The organism is Cupriavidus sp. CER-90, from assembly GCF_057652055.1.
In genome coordinates, this window is record NZ_JBYGYM010000001.1 from 682,625 (window position 1) to 702,851 (window position 20,227).

Here is a 20,227-nt window from a genome sequence, read left to right on the forward strand (position 1 = left end):
CCGCCGGCTGGCCGGCGGAAGGTTGCGGGGGGGCGTTGCGGGGGGCGATAAAAGGTGCCCAGGACACCGGCCGGGGGAGCCGGGCCCGGGCGGGAGGATCAGGCGGCCGCCAGGTACTGTTCCAGCGCGGCGGCACCGCCAACGAGCTTGCCGTTGATGAACACCTGCGGCGCGGTCATCTCGCCGGACATGGCGCCCAGCACCTTGCCGCGGATCTTGTTGTCCAGCGGCACGTCGATGTACTCGTAGCCCTTGTCCTGCAGCAGTTGCTTGGCCTTTGCGCAATGCGAGCAGCCCACCTTCGAGAACACCACCACCTGGTCGGGACGCTTCGCGTTCGGCGCGATGTAGTTCAGCATCGTGTCGGCATCGGACACCTTGAACGGGTCGCCCGGTTCTTCCGGCTCGATGAACATCTTGTCCACCACGCCGTCCTTCACGACCATCGAATAGCGCCAGCTGCGCTTGCCAAAGCCCAGGTCGGCCTTGTCCACCAGCATGCCCATGCCGTCGGTGAACTCGCCGTTGCCGTCGGGGATCATCACGATGTTCTCGGACTCCTGGTCCTTGGCCCACTCGTTCATCACGAAGGTGTCGTTGACCGACACGCACAGGATCGCGTCCACGCCGGCAGCGCGGAACGCCGGGGCCAGCTCGTTGTAGCGCGGCAGGTGGGTCGACGAACACGTCGGGGTGAAGGCGCCCGGCAGCGAGAACACCGCAACGGTCTTGCCGTTGAACAGTTCGGCCGTGGTCACGTCCTTCCATTCGTTGTTGTCACGCACACGAAACGTCACATTGGGAACGCGTTGGCCTTCACGGGATTGCAGCATCGAAATCACTCCTTGGGTGAGTTAGGCGCCACGTGTTGTGGCGATGGAGTGGATTGTCGCGGTCTGAATGTGATCCGTAAAATTCATTGTCTCAACCGAGCCGATTGATAATTTCTATGATCAATCGGAGGAATCCGATTGCTTTTGACTATCAAGCACGGTTTGGAATGCTTCCGCTCCCACATCGGCGTCGTTATCATGCGGGCACACAAAAACCATGAAGGGACAACCGCTCCATGACTCGCCTGCCCATCCGGCTACCCGCCGCGACCCTGCTGGCCGCCACCCTGTTCGCCCTCGGCGCCACGAGCGCCACCAGCGCCACGGCGGCCACGCTGGCCAAACCGGAACTCGACCAGCTGGTGGCCAGCGCCACGGCCACCCCGCCCGCCAGTTTCGGCGCGTTCCTGGACGCTGCCGTCAGGGCCGACCCGAAGCTCGCTGCTTCGGTACGCGCCTACCGGGCCAGGCGGCCGCTCAAGGGCGACGACCTGGTCAACATCGGCCGCCTGCTGGGCGTCTACAACCGCGTGCACAACCAGCAGGCGGTGCTGGACAGCATCACCGAAATGGTGGCGCTGCGCACCGTGCGCGACGACAAGGTGCCGCAGCACGAAAACCCTGCCATCGTCGCGTTCGGCAAGCTCGTCGAGCGCATGGCGAACGACTTCGGCCTGCAGTTCCGCAACGTCGACAACCGCGTGTTCGAGGTGACGCTGCCGGGCCAGGGCAAGGAGACGTTCGGCATCCTTACGCACGCCGACGTGGTGCCCGTGGTGGCCGACGAATGGGTGCTCGACGACGGCACGAAGCTGGACCCGTTCCGGGTCACGCGCGTGGGCGATTACCTCTACGGCCGCGGCACCATCGACGACAAGGGATCGATTGCGGCGGCGCTCTTCGCCATGAAGACCGTGCGCGAAAGCGGCGTGCCGCTGGCGCGCACGATCCGCCTGATGATCGAGACCACCGAGGAAACCGGCGGCGACGGCATGAAGTACTACCGCGACAAGACCGCCCTGCCCGAGTACAACATCGTGCTCGACAGCAAGTACCCGGCCGTGGTGGCCGAAAAGGGCTCTGGCGCGCTGACCGTGCGCTTTCCGGACCAGCCCGCCGACGGCAAGCAGGCGGCCATCGTCGCGATGGCCGGCGCCGCATCGGCAAACGCGATTCCGCAGACGGCCACCGCCCGCATTGCCGGCGGCGACCTGAACGCCGTGGCCGCCACGCTGGAGCAGGCGCGGGCGGCCTTCATCGCCCAGCAAGCCGCGCAGGGCAAGTTCACGATCGACATCGCACGCAACGGCGACGCCATCGACGTGAAGGTCACTGGCTCGTCGGCCCACGGGTCGCGTCCCGAAGAAGGCGTGAACCCCGTGCCGCGCCTGGCGATGTTCCTGCAGGCGTCGGGCGTGCCATTCGCGGACAACCAGTACGCGCGCGCCACGCGCTACCTCACGGACCTGTACGGCACCGGCTACCTGGGCGAGAAGATGGATGTGGGCTATCGCGACGACTTCATGGGCCCGTTGACGATGTCGCCGACGCTGATCCGCGAGCGCAACGGCAAGCTCGAGGTCACGGCCAATGTGCGCATGCCGCGCGGGTCCACGCCCGACGCCCTGCGCGCGAAGATCGCCGAGCGCATCCAGGCCTGGGGCGCGCAGACGCACACCGCGCTGGAGATCCAGCACGAACAGGGCGACTGGATGGCCCGCGACCCCAAGGGCGCCTGGCTCTCGACGCTGCTGAACATCTACGGCGACACCACGGGGCTCGAAGCCAGGCCGGTGCCCACGGCCGGCAGCACGACGGCCAAGCTGATGCCGAACGCCATCAACTTCGGCCCGGCCATGCCCGGCAAGAAGTACACCGCGCACAACGCCAAGGAGTACAAGGAAGTCTCCGACCTGAACCTGGACATGCAGATGTTCACGGAGATGCTGGTGCGCGTGGGCAACCTGCTGAAGATGCAGTGATGCAATAAGCCGTGATGCAAGGCGCCCTCTCCCGCCAGCCGGGAGAGGGCCGCCACCGCGCGCGCCCGGTGGGCGGCGCCTCAGAACCCCAGATCGCTCAGGCCCGGATGGTCATCGGGCCGGCGGCCCAGCGGCCAGTGGTACTTGCGGTCCGCCTCGCGGATCGGTGCGTCGTTGATGCACGCGAACCGGCGGCGCATCAGGCCGTTTTCGTCGAATTCCCAGTTCTCGTTACCGTACGACCGGAACCAGTTGCCCGAGTCGTCGTGCCATTCGTACGCAAAGCGCACCGCGATGCGGTTGCCGTCGTGTGCCCAGAGCTCCTTGATCAGCCGGTAGTCGAGTTCCTTCTGCCATTTGCGCGTGAGGAAGGCCACGATATCGTCGCGTCCGTTCACAAATTCGGCACGGTTGCGCCAGGCGCTGTCGACCGTATAGGCCAGCGCCACGCGGTGCGGGTCACGCGTGTTCCAGCCGTCTTCGGCCGCGCGCACCTTGGCGGCGGCGGTCTCCAGCGTGAACGGCGGCAGGGGCGGACGAACTTCGGGTTGGCTCGACATGGGAAGGCTCCTTGGGAATCGGAAAAAACTGAAAATCAATCGGAAATCGGTGACGAAGCTGGCAGATCCGTATGTAGACAGATCTGTATCATAGTGTTGAGTAGACAGACCTGTATGTCAAGCGGCAATTCGTCGCAGCGCCCGGCTCGTGTGCGATCCGGGGCCGCTAGACACGCTGCCGGTCAAACCCCGATTCGCGCGCCAGGACAATCGCCTGCGAGCGATTCTCGACCTCGAGTTTCGAGAAAATGCTGGTGATGTGGTTACGCACGGTTTTTTCGCACAGCCCCAGGTGGGCGGCGATCTGCGCGTTGTCGCGGCCCTGCGCGATCAGCACGACGATGTCGCGTTCGCGCCGCGTCAGGGCGCCGAAGGCCGGGTCGGTGGACGGCGCCGGCGCCGGCAGGAAGGCGCGCACTTCCTCGATCCAGCGGTCCCACGCCGGCTCGGTTTCCAGCAGCAGGTGGTTCCCGCTGTCCAGCGGCACGAAGCGGGCGTTGGGAATCATGCTGGCGATCAGCCGCCCTTCGTCGAACGGCACCCGCGCATCGCGTACGGCATGCATCACCAGCGTCGGGCAGCTGACCCGCGGCAGCAGGTCCACCACATCGATCTCGTTGAAGACGCGCATGAAGCGCGCGGCATTGACCGGCGATGTGGACACGCGTTCCAGTTCATTGAACCAGCGGTGTTGCTCGGCGGTGCCGCCCGGAATGAACTGTGTGGTGAAGAACTGCCGGAACGCCGGATTTTCCTGACCCCAGCCAATCTCGGCCAGCCGGATCATCAGATCGGCCTCTTCGCGCATGGCGTCGCCCTGGTTGCGCTTGAGCCGCCCCCGCGCGTAGCCGCCGTGCAGCACCAGATGGCTGACGCGCTCGGGATGCGCCACGGCGTAGGCCACGGCGATCGACGCCCCCTGCGAGATGCCCAGCAACGCAAACGGCTCCACGGCCATGGCATCGACGATGGTTTCCAGGTCGCGCAGCCAGGCATCGAACGACAGGTCTTCCACGTGGCGATCGGAAAGGCCGCAGCCGCGTTCGTCATAGCGGATCAGCGTGTGCTGCTCGGACAGCGCGCACAGCATATGGCTCCACACCGGGCTGCCCACGTCGAACTCGAGGTGGCTCATCCAGTTGGCGGCCTTCACCAGCGGCGGCCCGCTGCCCGTGATGGCGTACGCCAGGCGTACGCGGTCCGGGCTGGTGCATAGGCGAATCTGCTGCTTGAGCATCGGCATGGGCGGGTCGCGCACGGGGCAGGATACGGCAGACGCGGCGCGCCGCCGTGCAACGTCCGGCAACAGATCGCCGCGTCCGGCCGAGCCGGGCGACTCACCTATCTTAGACAACGATCTCCAGCGCGCCGACATCAACACCGACTGCCGGCCCCGCCATGTGCGGAAGGCCAGACGCGGTGCATGGATGGTGCGCCGGATGCCGTACACCAGGGGCGGTGTCTCGCGACGGAAGTTGAAAGGCCCGGCACTGCGGCAGGTGGTCTGCCGCGGCTAGGCGAAGCGCGCTAGCGCACGTCAGGCCGCGCGCATCGCGCAGTCCCCCGGGGCGCCGACGCTGCGCGCGCCGTCGGTGTACGCGTCGCGCGAACCGATGCGGTTGCCGCCATCGCTGAAGGCATCACGCGGGCCCATTCGCGCGCCATCCGCATAGGGATCGAAGGTGCCACGCAGGCACGATGACGTGCTGACGTGCAGCGTCGATCCATTCGACGGAACGAATACTTCGCTCCACGCGGCGTGGGCGGTCTGGGTAATGCCGATGGTCAATGCGGAAACGGCTGAAACGGCAAGCAGGGTCTTGGCAACTTTCGTACACATCTCGACGACTCCAATCTTTCGAACTCCAATCAGAAGAACAACACGGAGGGCTGTGGGCCGGAATGGCATTGGCCGATCCGTGGAGTCATTGTCGGAAATCGCTGGCGAGCGTGTAGGTGACCGGTGTCCCGGTTTTTGCCCGCTTCGGGGGAAAACCCGGTGCCCGCGCGTGGGACTTCGGTCCCGTGCAGGCGAACGGAGCGGGCCGGTGGCGCACAGCGGCGGTCTGCAGGCCGCGTCCAGCATGGCATGGCAGGTAGTCCTATCGTAATTCCCCGAGTAAACCCGCGCCAAGGACGCACGTCCCGCTTTCCGGTGCCGATTCCGATGAAAACGATTGCAGTCGGGACACCGGCCTCACGCGCGACACCCCGAAACGTCCGAGTATCCGCCCCACGTCCTCCATGGGACGGATTTCACGTATCAAGGAGTTTCGCAATGCAAGCTGTATCCCTTTCCGCCGACACACAACGCTATGCCCGCTGCATCGCCGCTTCACGCCGCATCCGATGGGACATCGACCAGGACGTGATTCGCGGCCGCACGTTCGACCTTTCGCACAAGTTCATGCCCGACGGCCTGTCGCTCGTCGACGAACTGCCCTTCCTGAGTGCCTCGGAGCAGCGATTCCTGAGCCAGGTGCAAGGCCGCACCTACGCCAACATGTTCGGGCTGGTGGAGCGCTTTGTCAGCGCCAAGGTACTGGAGTTGACCGGGCAACACGCGCTGGGCGACCAGGTCGCGCTGGAGGCCCTGATCCGCTTTTCCGACGAGGAACTGAAGCACCAGGAACTGTTCCGCCGCATCGAACGGCTGGCCGCGCAGGACATGCCGGAAGGCTATCGCTTCGACGCCCAGCCCAACGACGTGGCCGCGTTCGTGCTCGGCAAGCGCACATGGGCCGTGCTGGCCGTGATCTGCCAGCTCGAACTGTTCTCGCAGGCGCACTATCGCGCCAGCATCGGCACGGCGCCGGACGTATCCGAGCTGTTCAAGGACGTGTTCCTGTACCACTGGCGCGAGGAATCGCAGCACGCGATCCTGGACGAACTGGAGTGGATCCGCGAGAACACCCGCGTCAGCGACGCCGAGCGCGATGCGGCGATCGACGACATGCTAGCGATCGTGGGCGGCTTCGACGCGATCCTGCAGGCACAGGCCCACGCCGATGCGGCCTACTTCATGCGCGTGATCCGCGGCGCGCAGGATGCCCCGCATGCGCCGGACGTGGAGGCGGTGATCCTGAAGGCGTACCGCTGGACGTACATCGTGACCGGCATGTTCGAACCGCGCTTCTCCCGGCTGCTGGAGGAGATGACGACCGAGGCACAGCGCGCACGCATCCAGGCCGGCGCCGCGCCGCTGATGTACGCGATGCCGGCCAACGGCGCGCCGATGCCGGCGATGGCGGCCTGAGCCAGCCGGCGGTCCGCCAGTCTGGAGATCCGGCTATCTGGCGGACCGGCGCCCCGCGATGCTTCCCCGGGGCGCGTTACCCAGGCGCTACGCGTGCATTACGCGTGCGTTACGCGCGCGTTACTCGGGCGTGATCCCGGCCTGCTTGATCTGTGCGGCCCAGCGAACCATTTCCTTGCGCAGCATGGCATCGGCCTGGGCCGGGCTCATCGTCAGCGGCTCGAAGCCTTCCTTGAGTAGCCGCGCCTTGAGTTCGGGCTGGGCCAATGCCGCATTGAGCGTCTGGTTCAGCTTTGCCAGCACGTCCCTGGGCGTACCGGCCGGCGCACTGACGATGAACCACGTCTCGAACACGTAGTTCGGCAGGCCGGCTTCGGCCATGGTGGGCACGTCGGGCATCAGCGGCGAACGCCTGGGCCCGGTCACGGCCAGCGCGCGCAGCTTGCCGGCCTGCACGTGCGGCAGCGCCGCGGACAGCACCGGGAAGCTCATCTGCACCTGGCCGGCAATCGTATCCACCAGGGCCGGGCCACCGCCCTTGTAGGGCACATGCAGGATGTCGGTGCCGGACTCGGTCTTGAACAGTTCGGCCGCCATATGGAACGTGCTGCCCGACCCGGCCGATCCGAAGCTCAGCTTGCCCGGCTGCGCCCGGGCCAGGGCCACCAGCTCCTTGACGCTCTTCACCGGCAGCGCGTTGTTGACCACCAGCACGTGCTGCGACGTGCCCATGGTGCCGACCGACGCAAAATCCCTGGCCGTATCGAATGGCAATTTGGCGAATAGCGACGGATTGACCGCCAGGGCCACGTTGTTGATGGCCAGCGTGTAGCCGTCGGGCTTCGACTTGGCCAGCTGGTCCATGCCGATATTGCCCGAAGCGCCGGCACGATTGTCGGCCACGATCGACTGCCCCAGCTGCTTGCCCCACGCATCGGTGATCAGCCGGCCAGCGATGTCCACGCTGCCGCCGGGTGCGAATGGCACGATCAGGCGGATGGGACGGTTGGGAAAGCTGTCTGCGGCCAACGAAGGCACGGCGGCAAGCGTGGCAGCCATCGCCGCAACGGCAATGCCCGCACGCCTGGCAAGGCTGGCGAAGGAAATACCCATGATGATCTGTCTCCTGGTTGGTGCGCCGGGCTTGGGCCCGGTCGAATACCTGAATCGCCCTGTCCGGCACGGTTTCGGACAAGGCGCAGGCAGTGTAACCATGAAACAAAGCGCAGGGTTATCGTCTTCAGAACGACATTGATGCCCTCAACTCACGAATCGGACATCGTTCGCGATCAAACCCGGGCGTGTTCCAGCGTGGCCAGGTAGTGGTGGATCTGCGCTACCACGGCCGCGCCCTCGCCCACCGCCGCGGCCACGCGCTTGGTCGAGCCCGACCGGACATCGCCGATCGCGAACACGCCGGGCACGCTGGTTTCGAGCGTGTAGTCGGCCCGTTCGGTACAGGAGTGGTGCGCGTCGTAGCCGGTCAGGATGAAGCCCTTGTTGTCGGTCTCCACATGGCACGAGCGCAGCCACTCGGTGTTGGGCGCGGCGCCGATGAACAGGAACACGTGACGCATCGGAACGGCCACGCACTCCGGCCCTTTGGCGCGCTCCTTGTACCGGACCGTGGAAAGCCAGCCATCGCCCTCCATCGCCGTGATTTGCGCATGGGTGTGCAGATGCACGTTCGGCAGGCCATTGAGCCGGTCGATCAGATAGCGCGACATGGTGGCCTCCAGCCCTTCGCCGCGCACCAGCATGTGCACTTCGGCCGCGTGCGACGCCAGGTACACCGCCGCCTGGCCAGCCGAATTGCCGCCGCCCACCAGCATCGCGTGTTCGTCCTTGCAGAGCTTGGCCTCCACTGGAGACGCCCAGTAGTACACGCCGCGTCCCTCGTAGCGTTCTAGCGAGTCGATCTCGGCACGCCGGTATTGCGCGCCGCTGGCGATCACCACGGTGCGCGTGGGAATGCGGCGGCCATCCTGCAGTTCGAGTTCGATCGGATTTTCGCCACAATGCAGTGCCTTGGCTTCTAGCGGAATGGCGATGTGGGCGCCGAACTTGAGCGCCTGCACGAACGCGCGGCCGGCCAGCGCCTGGCCGGAAATGCCGGTCGGAAAGCCCAGGTAGTTTTCGATGCGGGCACTGGCGCCGGCCTGGCCGCCCGGCGACCGGCAATCGAGCACGGCCACCGACAGCCCCTCGGACGCGGCATAGACGGCCGTCGCCAGGCCGGCCGGACCGGCCCCGACCACGATCACGTCATAGACATGGTCCGGATCGAATTCGGGCACCAGCCCCAGGCAACTGGCAAGCTGGCCTTCGTCCGGCGCGCGCAGCACGCTGCCGTCGGGGCAGATCACCATCGGGAAATCGCTCTGGGGCGCCTTGCTGATGTCGAGCAGGCAGGTGGAATCGGTATCGGTCTCGATGTCGATGACCCGGTGCGGATGGCCGTTGCGGCGCAGGAACGCCTGCAATGCCAGCAGCAACGGCTCGGTGCCCTTGCCGACCAGCACCGGCCCGCCCCCCTGCTCGATCAGCCCCACCCGACGCAGGATCAGCGCGCGCATGATGCGCTCGCCCAGGTCGGCCTCGGCCACCAGCAGCGCCCGCAGGCTGGGTGGCGGGACCACCAGGATGGTCACATCCTCCAGCGCCACCGCATCCACCAGCGCCGGCTTGCCGGTCAACTGTCCGACTTCGGCCAGGAACTGGCCCGGGCCTTCCTCCGTAATCGGCGTACGGTGGCCCAACCCGTCACGACGGTCGATCCGCACGCGCCCGGCCAGCACCACGTGCATGCCGCGACCCGCATCGCCGACCTGGAAGATCAGCTCGCCGGCCCGCCATGTGTGAACCTCGCCAAAACGCCGGATACGGTCGATCTCGGCTTGCGTCAACGTGGGGAACATCTGGTGCCGGCGCGTTTCCAGGTTCGAGAACGGCGCCTCGAGTTCGGTCAGCGTTGGCTGCGCAGCCGGTGCGTCATCGGTGTCAGGATGGGCGTCGAGTTCCGACGTCGCCTGGGTCATCTCCATGCTTTCCCCCGTTGCTGTGAAGCGGCCGGCCACGCCGGCGCGTGATGCATCGATCGAAGACTGCGAAGACTGCCTGGCCGGGCATGCCGGCCGCGCTGGAAAGCATAGTAGCCCCGCCAGCCCGGAAACACAGCCGCGATGTTCGCGCCCCCGAAAACGGTTCGGCATGCACCACTCTTGCGCAGGATCATGAAGCCAGGACAAGGCTCCATGTATGGTTCTCGCCGCCCTCTCCTTGCCACACGCTACGCCGGTAGCGTGCCATCTGCATGACTATGAAAAATCCGACTGAACTTCAGAGCTTTAAATCATGGTGAGAATATTAAGCGGTCGCTACACTGTGCTACGCGCCTCCAAGACGCACCGTCCGTCATGGACCCACGAGGCCCCTGGCGGCAGATCAGACAGCCCCCAGCAAGGAGACTAGATGTACCGCGATCGCATTCGCCTGGCCGCCCTCCAGGACAGGATCATGTCGGCCGATGAAGCCGCAGGCCTAATCCGGGACGGCATGACCGTCGGCATGAGCGGATTCACGCGTGCCGGCGACTGCAAGGCCGTTCCCGTCGCGCTGGCGCGCCGCGCCGCCACCGATCCGCTCCAGATCACGCTGATCACCGGCGCCTCGCTGGGACACGATACCGACAAGATCCTGGCCGACAGCAACGTGCTGGCGCGCCGCCTGCCGTTCCAGTCCGACGCCACGCTGCGCCGCAAGATCAACGGCGGCGAGGTCATGTTCATCGACCAGCATCTGGGCGAGACCGCCGAACTGCTGCGCAGCGGCCAGATCGGCCCGGTGGACATCGCGGTCATCGAGGCCACCGCCATTACCGAATCGGGCGGCATCGTGCCTACCACCTCGGTCGGCAACTCGGCCAGCTTCGCCAAGATGGCGAAGCAGGTCATCATCGAGCTGAACCTGAGCATGCCGAGCGGGCTGGAAGGCCTGCACGACATCGCCTTCCCCGTGCAGCGGCCGTATCGCCAGCCCATCCCGCTGATTGCCGTGGAGCAGCGCATCGGCCTGCCCTACATCCCCGTCGACCCGTCGCGCATCGCGGCCATCGTCATCACGCAAGCCGACGACAGCCCGTCGAACGCGCTGCCGCCCGATGCCGAGACGAGCCAGATTGCCGGCCACCTGAATGCGCTGCTGGAGCGCGAAGTGCGCGCCGGCCGCCTGTCGCCAACCCTGCAGCCGCTGCAGGCCGGCATCGGCACCATCGCCAACGCGGTGCTGCACGGCCTGGCCGATTCGCCATTCCATGATCTGACGATGTATTCCGAGGTGCTGCAGGACAGCACCATCGCGCTGATCGACGCCGGCAAGATGCGCGTTGCCTCGGCGGCGTCGATGACGCTGTCCGCGCCGGTGTATCGCCGCGTGCTGGACAACATTGAGCACTACAAGAGCAAGCTCGTATTGCGTCCGCAGGAGATCAGCAACCACCCCGAGGTGCTGCGCCGGCTGGGCCTGATCACAATCAACACGGCGCTGGAATGCGACATCTACGGCAACGTCAACTCCACGCACGTGGGCGGCACGCACATGATGAACGGCATCGGCGGCTCGGGCGACTTCGCGCGCAATGCGTATTTGTCGGTCTTCGTCACCAAGTCGGTGGCCAAGGACGGCAAGATCTCCAGCATCGTGCCGATGGTGACGCACGTGGACAACAGCGAGCACGACGTGGACATCCTCGTCACCGAGCATGGCCTGGCTGACTTGCGCGGCCTGGCGCCGCGCGAGCGTGCGCTGCAGGTCATCAACAACTGCACCGACCCGGCCTACCGCGACGGCCTGCTCGACTACTACCGCCGGGCCTGCCTGCGCGGCGGGCAGACGCCCCATGTGCTGGAAGAAGCGTTTGCCTGGCACACCCACTACCGCGACCACGGCACCATGCTGACGGCCGCGGGCAAGCCGGCAAACGAACCGCTGGCGGCCTGACCGCCCGTCCGCGCCAGCCGCCCCTCCGGACCCGCAGCATGTGTTGCGGGTCCGATGGCGCTTCAGGCCCCGCGCTCGCGGCGGCCGGTTCCAAGGCGTCGTCGCCACCCTCCCGTTGGATCTCCAGTCCGTGTCCCGGACGCTCGCCGACACATGTTCGTGCGAGTTTGTGTCTTTTGTGTCCAAATCGCCATTTTCCCGGCGCGGCCTGATAGGGTCTCTCCCACTGCTTTTCGTCAACCGTCTCGCAGATTGTCAGTTGACAACTCGCGAGCTGCCGCATATCGTGGGAGGCCTGATGGGTCGGGATAAACATCCAAGAAAGGAAATCGAAGCCGCAGTCCAGTACGCCGAGGGCGAATTCTGGCGTTGCAAGCTGGGCGGATCGCATGCCTGGGGCAAGCTGTACTGCCCCTATCACTGCGCCGCCTGCCGCTGCGGAGAATTCTGCATCGTGTCGATCTGGAGCACGCCGCGCAACCCGGAACTGCATGCCCGGTTCCTGCGTCGCGTGGTGGACCACTGCGCCATCCATCAAGACCGCAAAGCGCCCCCTGGTGTCTCGCACTGACAGGACAACATGGAATACAACTTCACCCTGAAATACCAGCTCCCCGATTCGGACAACGACCACGACGACGTGGTGGAGCGCCTTGGGGCCAGCGGCTGTGACGATGCGCTGGTCGGCATCGGCATGCCGGGACGCATTGCGCTGATGTTCGCGCGCGAGGCTGACACGGCCCATGGCGCCATCGTCAGCGCGCTGGCCGATGTGCGGCGCGCCGCGCCGCACGCGCGGCTGATCGAGGCCACGCCGGACCTGGTCGGCCTGACCGATGTGGCCGAGGCCGTCGGGGTCTCGCGGCAGAACATGCGCAAGCTGATGACCAGCTATCCCGCGTCGTTTCCGCTGCCGGTGCACGAAGGGTCCGCGTCGGTCTGGCACCTGGCGGACGTGCTGCGCTGGCTGGCGCAGCGCGGCAGCTATGACCTGGACCCCGCGCTGGTCGATGTGGCCGAAGTCACGATGCAGGTGAACCTGGCACGCAGCGCCACGCGCCTGGTGCCGGAAATCCGGCAGCAACTCGAGCCGCTGGTGGCCTGACGGGTCATTTCCACCCTGCCGGCCCTTTTTGCCGGACCGGAAGTGGCCTATCCTCTCCACACCACAATCTGTTCAAACCCCGACGGGCGAGGCTGCCCAGATCCTGAAGACCATGGAAAAGACTGCATTCGTGTTCGCCGGCGGCGGCAGTTTGGGCGCCATCGAAGTCGGCATGCTCCGCGAGCTGGTGAGCTGGGGCGTCGCGCCGGATCTGGTCATCGGTGCCTCCGCCGGTGCCATCAACAGCGCCTACTTCGCCAGCAACCCTCACCCCGATGGCATTTCGAAGCTGGAAGGCCTGTGGCGCAGCATCACGCGGGCCGAGGTGCTGCCGTGGTCGTGGCGCAGCATGCTTGGGATGATCATTGGCAATCGCGGCCATCTGGTGGAGTCGATGGCGCTGAAGCGCCTGCTGAAGCGCCATCTGGGGGACGCACGCGTGGAGGACGCGGCCCTGCCGCTGCACATTGTCGCCACCGACATGCATAGTGGCGCGGAAGTCCTGCTGTCGTCGGGCAATATCGTCCAGGCCGTGCTGGCCAGCGCGGCCATCCCGGGCGTCTTCCCGCCCGTGGAAATCAACGGCCAGAAGCTGATCGACGGCGGCGTGGCGAACAATACGCCCGTGTCCACGGCCATCCGGCTTGGCGCCACGCGCATCATCGTGCTGCCGGCGGGCTTTGCATGCGCCGAACGGCGTCCGCCCAAGGGCGCGATCGAACATGCGTTCAATGCGCTGTCGCTGCTGGTGGCGCGGCAACTGGTGCATGACCTGGAACGCTGGGGCGAGCATGCCCACATTGCCGTGGTGCCGCCCCTGTGTCCGCTCGATGTCTCGCCGTACGACTACAGCCGATGCGGCGAGCTGATCGACCGCGCGGCCGCGGCGACGCTGGCCTGGCTGCGCGCCGACGGTCTGTCGAGCCGCCGGGTGCCCGGCGCGCTGGAACCGCACGCGCACGATGCCGAAAACCCGAGCTGCAGCGCCGACATCGGCCTGCCCCCGGCCGGCGCCCCGCATGCCCACCCCCACACCCATGACCACTCGACCACGCATGGCGGCGTCCACTGACGCCGGCATTGCGCTGCCGGGCAAGCGCGACTGGGTGCAACGCGACGCGTCGGCGCGCCAGATGGAACGTATCGAGGCGTTTTTCGGCGGCCATGGCTATGACATGCACCGCCATGACACCTATGCCATCGGCTGCACGCTGGCCGGCGTGCAGAGCTTTTCCTATCGACGGGGCATGGTTCATAGCCAGCCAGGTGGCACCATCGTGCTGCATCCGGACGAGCCGCACGATGGCCATGCCGGCACCGACGCGGGATTCCACTACCGCATGCTTTACATCGAGCCTGCGCTGATCCAGCGCGTGCTGGGCGGCAGACCGCTGCCATTCGTGGCCGGTGGCCGTTCCGACGATCCGCGGCTGTTTGCGGCGGCCGGCACCTTGCTTCAGGCCATGGACAGCACCCTGGACCCGCTGGAGGAGGACGACGCGATCTTCGACCTTGCGCACGCGCTGGCCGCGGCGGCCGGGGCGGCGCGCGGACGCCAGGCGGTGGACTACCGCGCCGCCGAGCTGGCCCGGACCTGCCTGCAGGACAACCTGGAGCGTCCGGTGACACTCGACGAGCTGGAGCAGGCCACTGGCCGCGACCGCTGGAGCCTGTCGCGGGACTTCCGGGTGCTCTTTGGCACCAGTCCGCATCGCTATCTGGTGATGCGCAGGCTGGACATGGTCAGGCGGCTGGCAGCGGCCGGGCAGTCGCTGGCCGACGCCGCCGTCTGCGCCGGGTTCACCGACCAGAGCCATATGACCCGCCATTTCACACGCGCCTTCGGGCATTCGCCGGGCCGCTGGCTGCGCGCGTTGCGAGGCGCCGCGACCTGAGCCTGCACGATCGTACAAGACCGTGCGCCGACACAGGCGCAGACTCGGCCGCCTGTCCCATACGCCACAAGGAGCCTTGTCATGCAGCCATCGCCCGTCGCAGTCCCCGCCCATCGCGCTGCCAGCGCGGTCAATTTCACCCAGAAGCTGAGCCTGTTCACCGACCACTGGCAGCCGCGCGTCATTGCCGAAATGAACGACTACCAGTTCAAGATCGTCCGGATCGAGGGGGAGTTCATCTGGCACCAGCATGCCGATACCGATGAGACGTTTATCGTGCTCGACGGCCAGTTGCGCCTCGACTTTCGCGATGGCCACGTGATCGTCAACGCGGGCGAAATGTACGTGGTACCCAAAGGCGTCGAGCACAGGCCGGTCGCGGAGGCGGAAGTCCGCATGCTGCTGATCGAGCCGCGCGGCGTGGTCAACACTGGCGACCAGGGCGGCGACCGCACGGCGCGGAACGACGTCTGGATCTGACGCGCCGGCGGTCTGGTCGTTGGCATTTCCCCAACGCATCGCGAGGCCAGGTGTTGGAATGACGTAGCAGTTTGCCTAGTTTTATCCGCCGAATGTGACGGGCGCCAGGCGCCCAGCCGGCATTTGGCGATGGCATGTTCCCTGCAATCAGACGCATCGAGCGCGGCGCCGCGTCTCGACCCTGATCCGGAGCGTATTGCTCCTTTCCCGGAGAACTGCCATGTTGATTCCGCCACAGTTGCGGCCGGGCGTCGTCGCGCCGCCTCCCCCCTGCCAAGTCCACCTCATCCGCTACCGGATTCGCGACGTTATCCTGCTGCTGCGCGTCCTGCTGCTCTGCTTCCACACGGCCGCCCATGCGGACAAGGCATTACCCGCACCCGCCACGCCGCGTCCCACGAATTTTCTGGAAGCGGTGGCCACAGACTACGCGAACAGCCACCCGTTCAACACGGTGGAGGGCATTGCCCCGGTGCGCCAGCCCCATGCGGTGCCCGGCGATCCTGTGCCTGCGCCGCCGGCCCCCGCTTCGCCCGCCACGAGCGTTCCGCCGCCGGCCACGAACATCCGCCGCGTGAACACGCAGTGAGCCAAAGCGCACCCTCCGGGGGCGTGCAGTCTTTACACGCAGCCGCGCAAGGCTTGCATGGAACGGGGTGGTTTCCCGAGCGCCCGGCCGCCCGCCATGCCAGTCCACACAAGGCGTAGCCGCCACGGTACGGAACTTGCCAGATTGTACGAATGGCCAGCGGTGCGACGCGGCACGCCGCATTGCACGCATGGCGATCCCGCAACCTTCAGGAGCGCAATATGGGCGACTACCACAGCGAGCGCAATCGCCGGAACACCCCCTGGCGAGCCGATGACAACCGTCGCGACGACGACCTGGGCGATCCCTGGGACGATGGCCGCGGCTCACGCTGGCAGGATCAGGACTGGCAGCCCGAATCGTTCGGTAACGACTGGGACGACGCGCGGCGCCGCCAGCGGCTGACGCCGGGGCAGCTAAGCGAAGGCGGACCGGCACCATCGGGCTATCGCGGCCGGCAGGATCACGGCAGCGATCTGCAATACGGACTGAACGGCGGCTATGGCGAGTCCCCGGAAGACGACCAGGACTGGCGCCAGCGAGAGCAATACCGCAGCCGCCAGTACGCCAGCGAATATGGCGATTACGGCGATCTGGGCGATGAGCACAGGCGCGCCGACTATGGCGTGCACCGCCGGCAGGGCGAGTTTGGCCAGTATGGCTCCGGCGGCAACTACGGCAATGACGAAGAGGACGACCGCGGTCGCGGTGACCCCTGGCAGCGCAGCCAGCCGGGCCGGGGGTCGGGCGAACGGCGCGACGAACGCGGCTTCGGCAGTGCCGACCAGGCCTGGCTGCGCACGGCAGAGCAACGCGCCCCGGCATATCGGGGCCAGGGCGGCGGCCAGCACAGCGGTCAGGGCAGCGGCCACACCGCCTACTTCAACGACCTGCGCAGCGATACCCGCTACTGGACGGAGCCGCGCGACGAGTGGGGCGAAAGCCGTCCCGACTACCACGCGCAACGCTACGGGCGCGACTACATGGGCGGCGGCAGCGATGACCGGGAGCGCGGCTATTCCCCATCCGGACGCGACGCCGGCGCACGCTGGCGCGATGCGCGGCGGGACCATGACGACGACCGCGAAACGGAGCATGGCGCGCTCTACAACCTGGGCCACCGCATCGGCCAGGCCGTCAGCGACTGGTTCGGCCCCGGCGCCATGGAAAAGCGCACCGGCCCGCGCGGCTACACGCGCACCGACGAGCGCATCCGCGACGAGATCTGCGAACGGCTGACCTTCACCACCGGCATCGACGTGCGCGAGGTGTCGGTCGACGTCGACAAGGGCAAGGTCACGCTTGGCGGCACGGTGCAGACGCGCGGCCAGAAATACGATATCGAGGATCTGGCCGACAACACGTTCGGCGTGACGGAAGTGGAAAACAACATCCGCGTCCAGCGCCAGGACGTGGATGCCGCCGTCACCGGCGCCGGCGGCTTCAACGGCTGGTAAGGCCGGTCAAGCCCGCCGGAAAGACGCGCCCGCTGCGAAGCGGGCGCTTTGCTTCCAGGGGCTTCCGTTTTACGCGTTTTACGCGATCTATGCCGCGAGCCGGAACACGCTCACCGTCTGCTCCATGCGCTCGGCCTGTTCCTGCAGGGCCCGGGCCGCCGCCGCGGCCTCTTCCACGAGCGCGGCGTTCTGCTGGGTGACCTCGTCCATCTGGGTGACCGCCTGGTTGACCTGCGCAATGCCGCCGCTCTGCTCGTGCGACGCGCGGCTGATCTCGTCCATCATCGTCGTCACGCGCTGCACCGCCGTCACCACTTCGCTCATGGTGGCAGCGGTATCGACGGCCAGCGCCGTGCCATCGGCGACACGGCCTGCCGACTGCGAAATCAGCGTGCGGATTTCCTTGGCCGAATTGGCGGCGCGCTGGGCCAGCGTGCGTACCTCGCCCGCCACCACCGCGAAGCCTCGCCCTGCCTCGCCGGCGCGGGCAGCCTCGACGGCCGCATTGAGCGCCAGGATATTCGTCTGGAACGCAATGCCGTCGATCACGGCGATGATATCGACGATCCGGCGCGAATCGGCCTCGATCTCGCTCATGGTCTGGCGCATGCGGCCTACCGACTCGCCACCCGCCACGGCAATGCCGGCGGCTTCGGCAGCCAGCGTGCTGGCCTGGCTGGCGTTGCCGGCGTTCTGCTGCACGATCGACGTCAGTTCCTCCATGCTGGCCGCGGTCTGCTCCAGCGACGACGCCTGCGCCTCGGTGCGCTGCGACAGGTCCGCATTGCCTTGCGCGATCTGCCCGGCCGCCACCAGCACGTTCTGCGCGCTGTCGCGCGTATCGCCGATGATGCCGCGCCATGCCTCCACCAGCGTCATAAGGTGCCGCTTGACGTCGCTGAGTTCGTCCCGGCCGCGCGCCGCGATCTGCACGCCCAGGTCGCCGTCGTTGATGCGTGCCACCAGGTCGGCCACATCGCGCACGTCGTCACGCATGCCACGGCTGAATCCGGCAAACAGGTAGAGCGCGCCGCCCACGGTCAGCAGCGCAATGGCGGCCAGCACAGCCAGCTTGCGCTGCTCGGCGGCCACGCGCCGCGCCAGCATGACGTCCGCCAGGGCCGTGAACTCGCGGCTGACCGCTGATACGGCTTCGATGGCGGCGGTGCCCTCGGCAAAGTACGACTTGGCGTCGATCGTGATACCGGCCGAGCCCAGCATGCTGACCTTGAGCGTGCGATAGAAGTTGTCCACGGCCGCCAGCTGCTTCATCGCCGCACCCACACGGGCCTGATACTGCGGCGCGGCGCGTTCCACGCGCGCCATGTCGCGGCGCGCCGCCTCCAGCCCGTCCAGGATCTGGTCGGCCAGCGCGGCCAGCTCGGCCTGCTGCGCGGCGTCGGAATAGCCGCCCTGCGCGATGATGCCGGCGCCCCGCCCGCGTGCCAGCGCGCTGACTTCGGCCAGCTTGGGCATCGGACCCACCGCGAGGTTGATCAGGTAGTAGGAGCCGGCCTCGGGGTCAAGCGCCAGCGACGAATGGTCGGCCACGTCGCCGATGAACAACCGCGTCTGCCTGACCAGCGCGGTATGGCGCTCGAATAGCGGCGCGGCAGGCGTGTCGAAGCCAAGCTTGCGGATCTGCTGCCAGGATTCGTCCAGCTTCTGTACGTCGGGCGCGATGCCAAACGATTCGATGGCGGCCGATTCCCCCAGCAGGCCGGCCAGATGCTGCGCGGCCTTGGCGTCGGCCGCCTCGAAGGTGGGCCGGAAACTGGCGTTGCCGAGCAGCACGCCATTGGCGGCGCCCCGGCGTACCTGCGTTTCGCGCATGAAGTCCAGCGCGATGCCGACGAGCTTCAGGCCGCGCTGCTCGTCCTGCGTGTCGCGGATCGACTGCACCGACTGGTTCAGCACCGCAAACAGCGCCCCGCCCAGCGGGATCAGGAACAGTACGGACAGCAGCACCAGCTTGCGCGTGATGGTCAGGCGGGACATCAGCCCGATGGCGGGGGTCAGGAATGCGGTCACGATCGTCCTGGTTTCAAGGGTCTCATAGCCCGCTGTAACGGCTTCAATTCATAGGAATAAAGCCATTTTTCCCGCTATTTCGCTGACTTTTTGATGTCGCACAACTTCAGTGCGTTCGGCGCACAACGCCAGTGCCGAATGCCCAGGAAAAGCGCGGGCCGGCCGCCCATGCATGCAGCCGGCCGCGCGCTGGTGCGCTGCGCGGAGGACGCGGTGCTACGCCGTGGCGCCGCCGTCCAGGCCGATGGTCTGCCCCGATATATAACGGCCCGCCGGCGATGCCAGCAGCACCGCCAGGCCGGCGACGTCGCTGGCCTCGGCGATGCGGCGCATCGGGATATTGGCCGACAACGCCTTCTCGCGTTCGGGGTCGCCCCACAGCGCGTCGCGCGAGAAGTCCGTGCGCACCGGACCCGGGTTGATGCTGTTGACGTTGATGTTGTACTGGCCCAGCGTCTGCGCCAGGTTGCGCATGGCCAGATCGGTGGCGCCCTTCGAGATGCTGTACAGGGCCAGCATGGCCGAGCCGAGCCGCGCCGCGCGGCAATGCTCGACATGAAGATGATCGAACCGTCCTTGCGTTCGATCATCTGCGGCGCCAGCGCGTTCACCAGCACCAGGTTGCCGCGCACGTTGCCGGCCATCACCTCGTCGAACTGCTCCGGCCCCTGCCCCAGCATCGAACCGACCGCCGTGCTGCCGGCGGCGTTCAGGACCAGCGCATCCACGCGACCGAACCTGGCCAGCACCTGGTCGGCAAAGGCGCGCACGCTGTCGAGGCTGACGATGTCGCAGGCAATGCCCGTGGCATCGATGCCCTGTTCGCGCAAGCCGGCCGCCACCTTGTCGGACACCGCGGCGTCGCGGCCCGACACCACCACGCGGGCGCCGGCCTGGCCCAGGGCGCGCGCCATTTCCAGGCCCATGCCCTTGGTGGAGCCGGTGACGACCGCGACGCGGCCAGACATATCGAACAGTTTGAACATGACAGGTTCTCCTTTGGGGATGAGGAACAGGTTGCAACACTTCCATTGCCGGCCG

17 protein-coding genes and 1 pseudogene are annotated in these 20,227 nt (G+C 66.8%); 10 read left to right on the plus strand and 8 right to left on the minus strand.

Going from position 1 to position 20,227, the window contains the following annotated elements:
• Nucleotides 1-98: 98 nt before the first annotated feature.
• Entirely contained in the window at nucleotides 99-833 is a 735-nt protein-coding gene (locus tag AC24R4_RS03040) for a glutathione peroxidase (RefSeq protein ID WP_400394840.1), read from the minus strand.
• Between the two features lie 236 nt (nucleotides 834-1,069).
• Here AC24R4_RS03040 and AC24R4_RS03045 point away from each other — a divergent pair, with 236 nt between their 5' ends.
• Nucleotides 1,070-2,815, plus strand: coding sequence for a dipeptidase (locus AC24R4_RS03045; protein ID WP_400394837.1), 1,746 nt, complete (start codon nucleotides 1,070-1,072; stop codon nucleotides 2,813-2,815).
• An 80-nt stretch (nucleotides 2,816-2,895) separates the two neighbouring features.
• Here AC24R4_RS03045 and AC24R4_RS03050 read toward each other — a convergent pair whose 3' ends face one another.
• The 3 genes from AC24R4_RS03050 to AC24R4_RS03060 form a co-directional block, all read right to left on the minus strand.
• Nucleotides 2,896-3,375 carry a nuclear transport factor 2 family protein gene (locus AC24R4_RS03050; protein ID WP_101682206.1) on the minus strand — a complete coding sequence of 160 codons (480 nt, stop codon included), beginning with the start codon at nucleotides 3,373-3,375 and terminating at the stop codon, nucleotides 2,896-2,898.
• 166 nt (nucleotides 3,376-3,541) lie between these two features.
• Complete coding sequence (locus tag AC24R4_RS03055; RefSeq protein ID WP_400394844.1) at nucleotides 3,542-4,618, minus strand: alpha/beta fold hydrolase; 1,077 nt, start codon at nucleotides 4,616-4,618, stop codon at nucleotides 3,542-3,544.
• A 294-nt stretch (nucleotides 4,619-4,912) separates the two neighbouring features.
• On the minus strand, nucleotides 4,913-5,215 hold the full coding sequence (locus AC24R4_RS03060; RefSeq protein WP_487522197.1) for a hypothetical protein: 303 nt from the start codon (nucleotides 5,213-5,215) through the stop codon (nucleotides 4,913-4,915).
• Nucleotides 5,216-5,653: 438 nt separating this feature from the next.
• Here AC24R4_RS03060 and AC24R4_RS03065 point away from each other — a divergent pair, with 438 nt between their 5' ends.
• Nucleotides 5,654-6,631, plus strand: a complete 978-nt coding sequence (locus tag AC24R4_RS03065) for a hypothetical protein (protein ID WP_400394603.1) — start codon at nucleotides 5,654-5,656, stop codon at nucleotides 6,629-6,631.
• A gap of 120 nt (nucleotides 6,632-6,751) precedes the next feature.
• Here AC24R4_RS03065 and AC24R4_RS03070 read toward each other — a convergent pair whose 3' ends face one another.
• Both AC24R4_RS03070 and AC24R4_RS03075 read right to left on the minus strand, forming a co-directional pair.
• Nucleotides 6,752-7,744, minus strand: a complete 993-nt coding sequence (locus AC24R4_RS03070; RefSeq protein WP_400394601.1) for a tripartite tricarboxylate transporter substrate binding protein — start codon at nucleotides 7,742-7,744, stop codon at nucleotides 6,752-6,754.
• A gap of 176 nt (nucleotides 7,745-7,920) precedes the next feature.
• Nucleotides 7,921-9,675, minus strand: coding sequence for an FAD-dependent oxidoreductase (locus AC24R4_RS03075; RefSeq protein ID WP_400394599.1), 1,755 nt, complete (start codon nucleotides 9,673-9,675; stop codon nucleotides 7,921-7,923).
• A 427-nt stretch (nucleotides 9,676-10,102) separates the two neighbouring features.
• On the opposite strand from AC24R4_RS03075, the gene scpC reads away from it, so the two are divergent.
• From scpC to AC24R4_RS03115, 8 genes are all read left to right on the plus strand, one after another.
• Nucleotides 10,103-11,629, plus strand: a complete 1,527-nt coding sequence (gene scpC, locus AC24R4_RS03080) for a succinyl-CoA:acetate CoA-transferase ScpC (RefSeq protein WP_400394597.1) — start codon at nucleotides 10,103-10,105, stop codon at nucleotides 11,627-11,629.
• Nucleotides 11,630-11,927: 298 nt separating this feature from the next.
• Nucleotides 11,928-12,200, plus strand: a complete 273-nt coding sequence (locus tag AC24R4_RS03085) for a hypothetical protein (protein WP_153948771.1) — start codon at nucleotides 11,928-11,930, stop codon at nucleotides 12,198-12,200.
• Between the two features lie 9 nt (nucleotides 12,201-12,209).
• Entirely contained in the window at nucleotides 12,210-12,734 is a 525-nt protein-coding gene (locus AC24R4_RS03090; protein WP_487522198.1) for a helix-turn-helix transcriptional regulator, read from the plus strand.
• Nucleotides 12,735-12,846: 112 nt separating this feature from the next.
• On the plus strand, nucleotides 12,847-13,806 hold the full coding sequence (locus AC24R4_RS03095; protein WP_487522199.1) for a patatin-like phospholipase family protein: 960 nt from the start codon (nucleotides 12,847-12,849) through the stop codon (nucleotides 13,804-13,806).
• Entirely contained in the window at nucleotides 13,790-14,629 is an 840-nt protein-coding gene (locus tag AC24R4_RS03100) for an AraC family transcriptional regulator (protein ID WP_487522200.1), read from the plus strand. The genes AC24R4_RS03095 and AC24R4_RS03100 overlap by 17 nt, the downstream gene beginning before the upstream one ends.
• Nucleotides 14,630-14,710: 81 nt before the next feature.
• Entirely contained in the window at nucleotides 14,711-15,109 is a 399-nt protein-coding gene (locus tag AC24R4_RS03105) for a cupin domain-containing protein (RefSeq protein ID WP_487522201.1), read from the plus strand.
• 220 nt (nucleotides 15,110-15,329) lie between these two features.
• Nucleotides 15,330-15,698: a hypothetical protein gene (locus tag AC24R4_RS03110; RefSeq protein ID WP_487522202.1), complete on the plus strand. Its 369-nt coding sequence runs from the start codon at nucleotides 15,330-15,332 to the stop codon at nucleotides 15,696-15,698.
• 221 nt (nucleotides 15,699-15,919) lie between these two features.
• Nucleotides 15,920-17,155 (plus strand): BON domain-containing protein, encoded by a 1,236-nt coding sequence (locus tag AC24R4_RS03115; protein ID WP_487522203.1) that lies wholly within the window; start codon nucleotides 15,920-15,922, stop codon nucleotides 17,153-17,155.
• Nucleotides 17,156-17,242: 87 nt separating this feature from the next.
• Here AC24R4_RS03115 and AC24R4_RS03120 read toward each other — a convergent pair whose 3' ends face one another.
• Nucleotides 17,243-19,186, minus strand: coding sequence for a methyl-accepting chemotaxis protein (locus AC24R4_RS03120; RefSeq protein ID WP_487522204.1), 1,944 nt, complete (start codon nucleotides 19,184-19,186; stop codon nucleotides 17,243-17,245).
• Nucleotides 19,187-19,402: 216 nt separating this feature from the next.
• Nucleotides 19,403-20,172, minus strand: a pseudogene (locus AC24R4_RS03125) (SDR family NAD(P)-dependent oxidoreductase).
• Between the last annotated feature and the right edge of the window lie 55 nt (nucleotides 20,173-20,227).

What these genes read in the sequence shown, in the direction of transcription:
- AC24R4_RS03040 (WP_400394840.1), bottom strand. Translation starts at nt 833, where the DNA reads ATGCTGCAATCCCGTGAAGGCCAACGCGTTCCCAATGTGACGTTTCGT.
- AC24R4_RS03045 (WP_400394837.1), top strand. Translation starts at nt 1,070, where the DNA reads ATGACTCGCCTGCCCATCCGGCTACCCGCCGCGACCCTGCTGGCCGCC.
- AC24R4_RS03050 (WP_101682206.1), bottom strand. Translation starts at nt 3,375, where the DNA reads ATGTCGAGCCAACCCGAAGTTCGTCCGCCCCTGCCGCCGTTCACGCTG.
- AC24R4_RS03055 (WP_400394844.1), bottom strand. Translation starts at nt 4,618, where the DNA reads ATGCCGATGCTCAAGCAGCAGATTCGCCTATGCACCAGCCCGGACCGC.
- AC24R4_RS03060 (WP_487522197.1), bottom strand. Translation starts at nt 5,215, where the DNA reads ATGTGTACGAAAGTTGCCAAGACCCTGCTTGCCGTTTCAGCCGTTTCC.
- AC24R4_RS03065 (WP_400394603.1), top strand. Translation starts at nt 5,654, where the DNA reads ATGCAAGCTGTATCCCTTTCCGCCGACACACAACGCTATGCCCGCTGC.
- AC24R4_RS03070 (WP_400394601.1), bottom strand. Translation starts at nt 7,744, where the DNA reads ATGGGTATTTCCTTCGCCAGCCTTGCCAGGCGTGCGGGCATTGCCGTT.
- AC24R4_RS03075 (WP_400394599.1), bottom strand. Translation starts at nt 9,675, where the DNA reads ATGGAGATGACCCAGGCGACGTCGGAACTCGACGCCCATCCTGACACC.
- scpC (WP_400394597.1), top strand. Translation starts at nt 10,103, where the DNA reads ATGTACCGCGATCGCATTCGCCTGGCCGCCCTCCAGGACAGGATCATG.
- AC24R4_RS03085 (WP_153948771.1), top strand. Translation starts at nt 11,928, where the DNA reads ATGGGTCGGGATAAACATCCAAGAAAGGAAATCGAAGCCGCAGTCCAG.
- AC24R4_RS03090 (WP_487522198.1), top strand. Translation starts at nt 12,210, where the DNA reads ATGGAATACAACTTCACCCTGAAATACCAGCTCCCCGATTCGGACAAC.
- AC24R4_RS03095 (WP_487522199.1), top strand. Translation starts at nt 12,847, where the DNA reads ATGGAAAAGACTGCATTCGTGTTCGCCGGCGGCGGCAGTTTGGGCGCC.
- AC24R4_RS03100 (WP_487522200.1), top strand. Translation starts at nt 13,790, where the DNA reads ATGGCGGCGTCCACTGACGCCGGCATTGCGCTGCCGGGCAAGCGCGAC.
- AC24R4_RS03105 (WP_487522201.1), top strand. Translation starts at nt 14,711, where the DNA reads ATGCAGCCATCGCCCGTCGCAGTCCCCGCCCATCGCGCTGCCAGCGCG.
- AC24R4_RS03110 (WP_487522202.1), top strand. Translation starts at nt 15,330, where the DNA reads ATGTTGATTCCGCCACAGTTGCGGCCGGGCGTCGTCGCGCCGCCTCCC.
- AC24R4_RS03115 (WP_487522203.1), top strand. Translation starts at nt 15,920, where the DNA reads ATGGGCGACTACCACAGCGAGCGCAATCGCCGGAACACCCCCTGGCGA.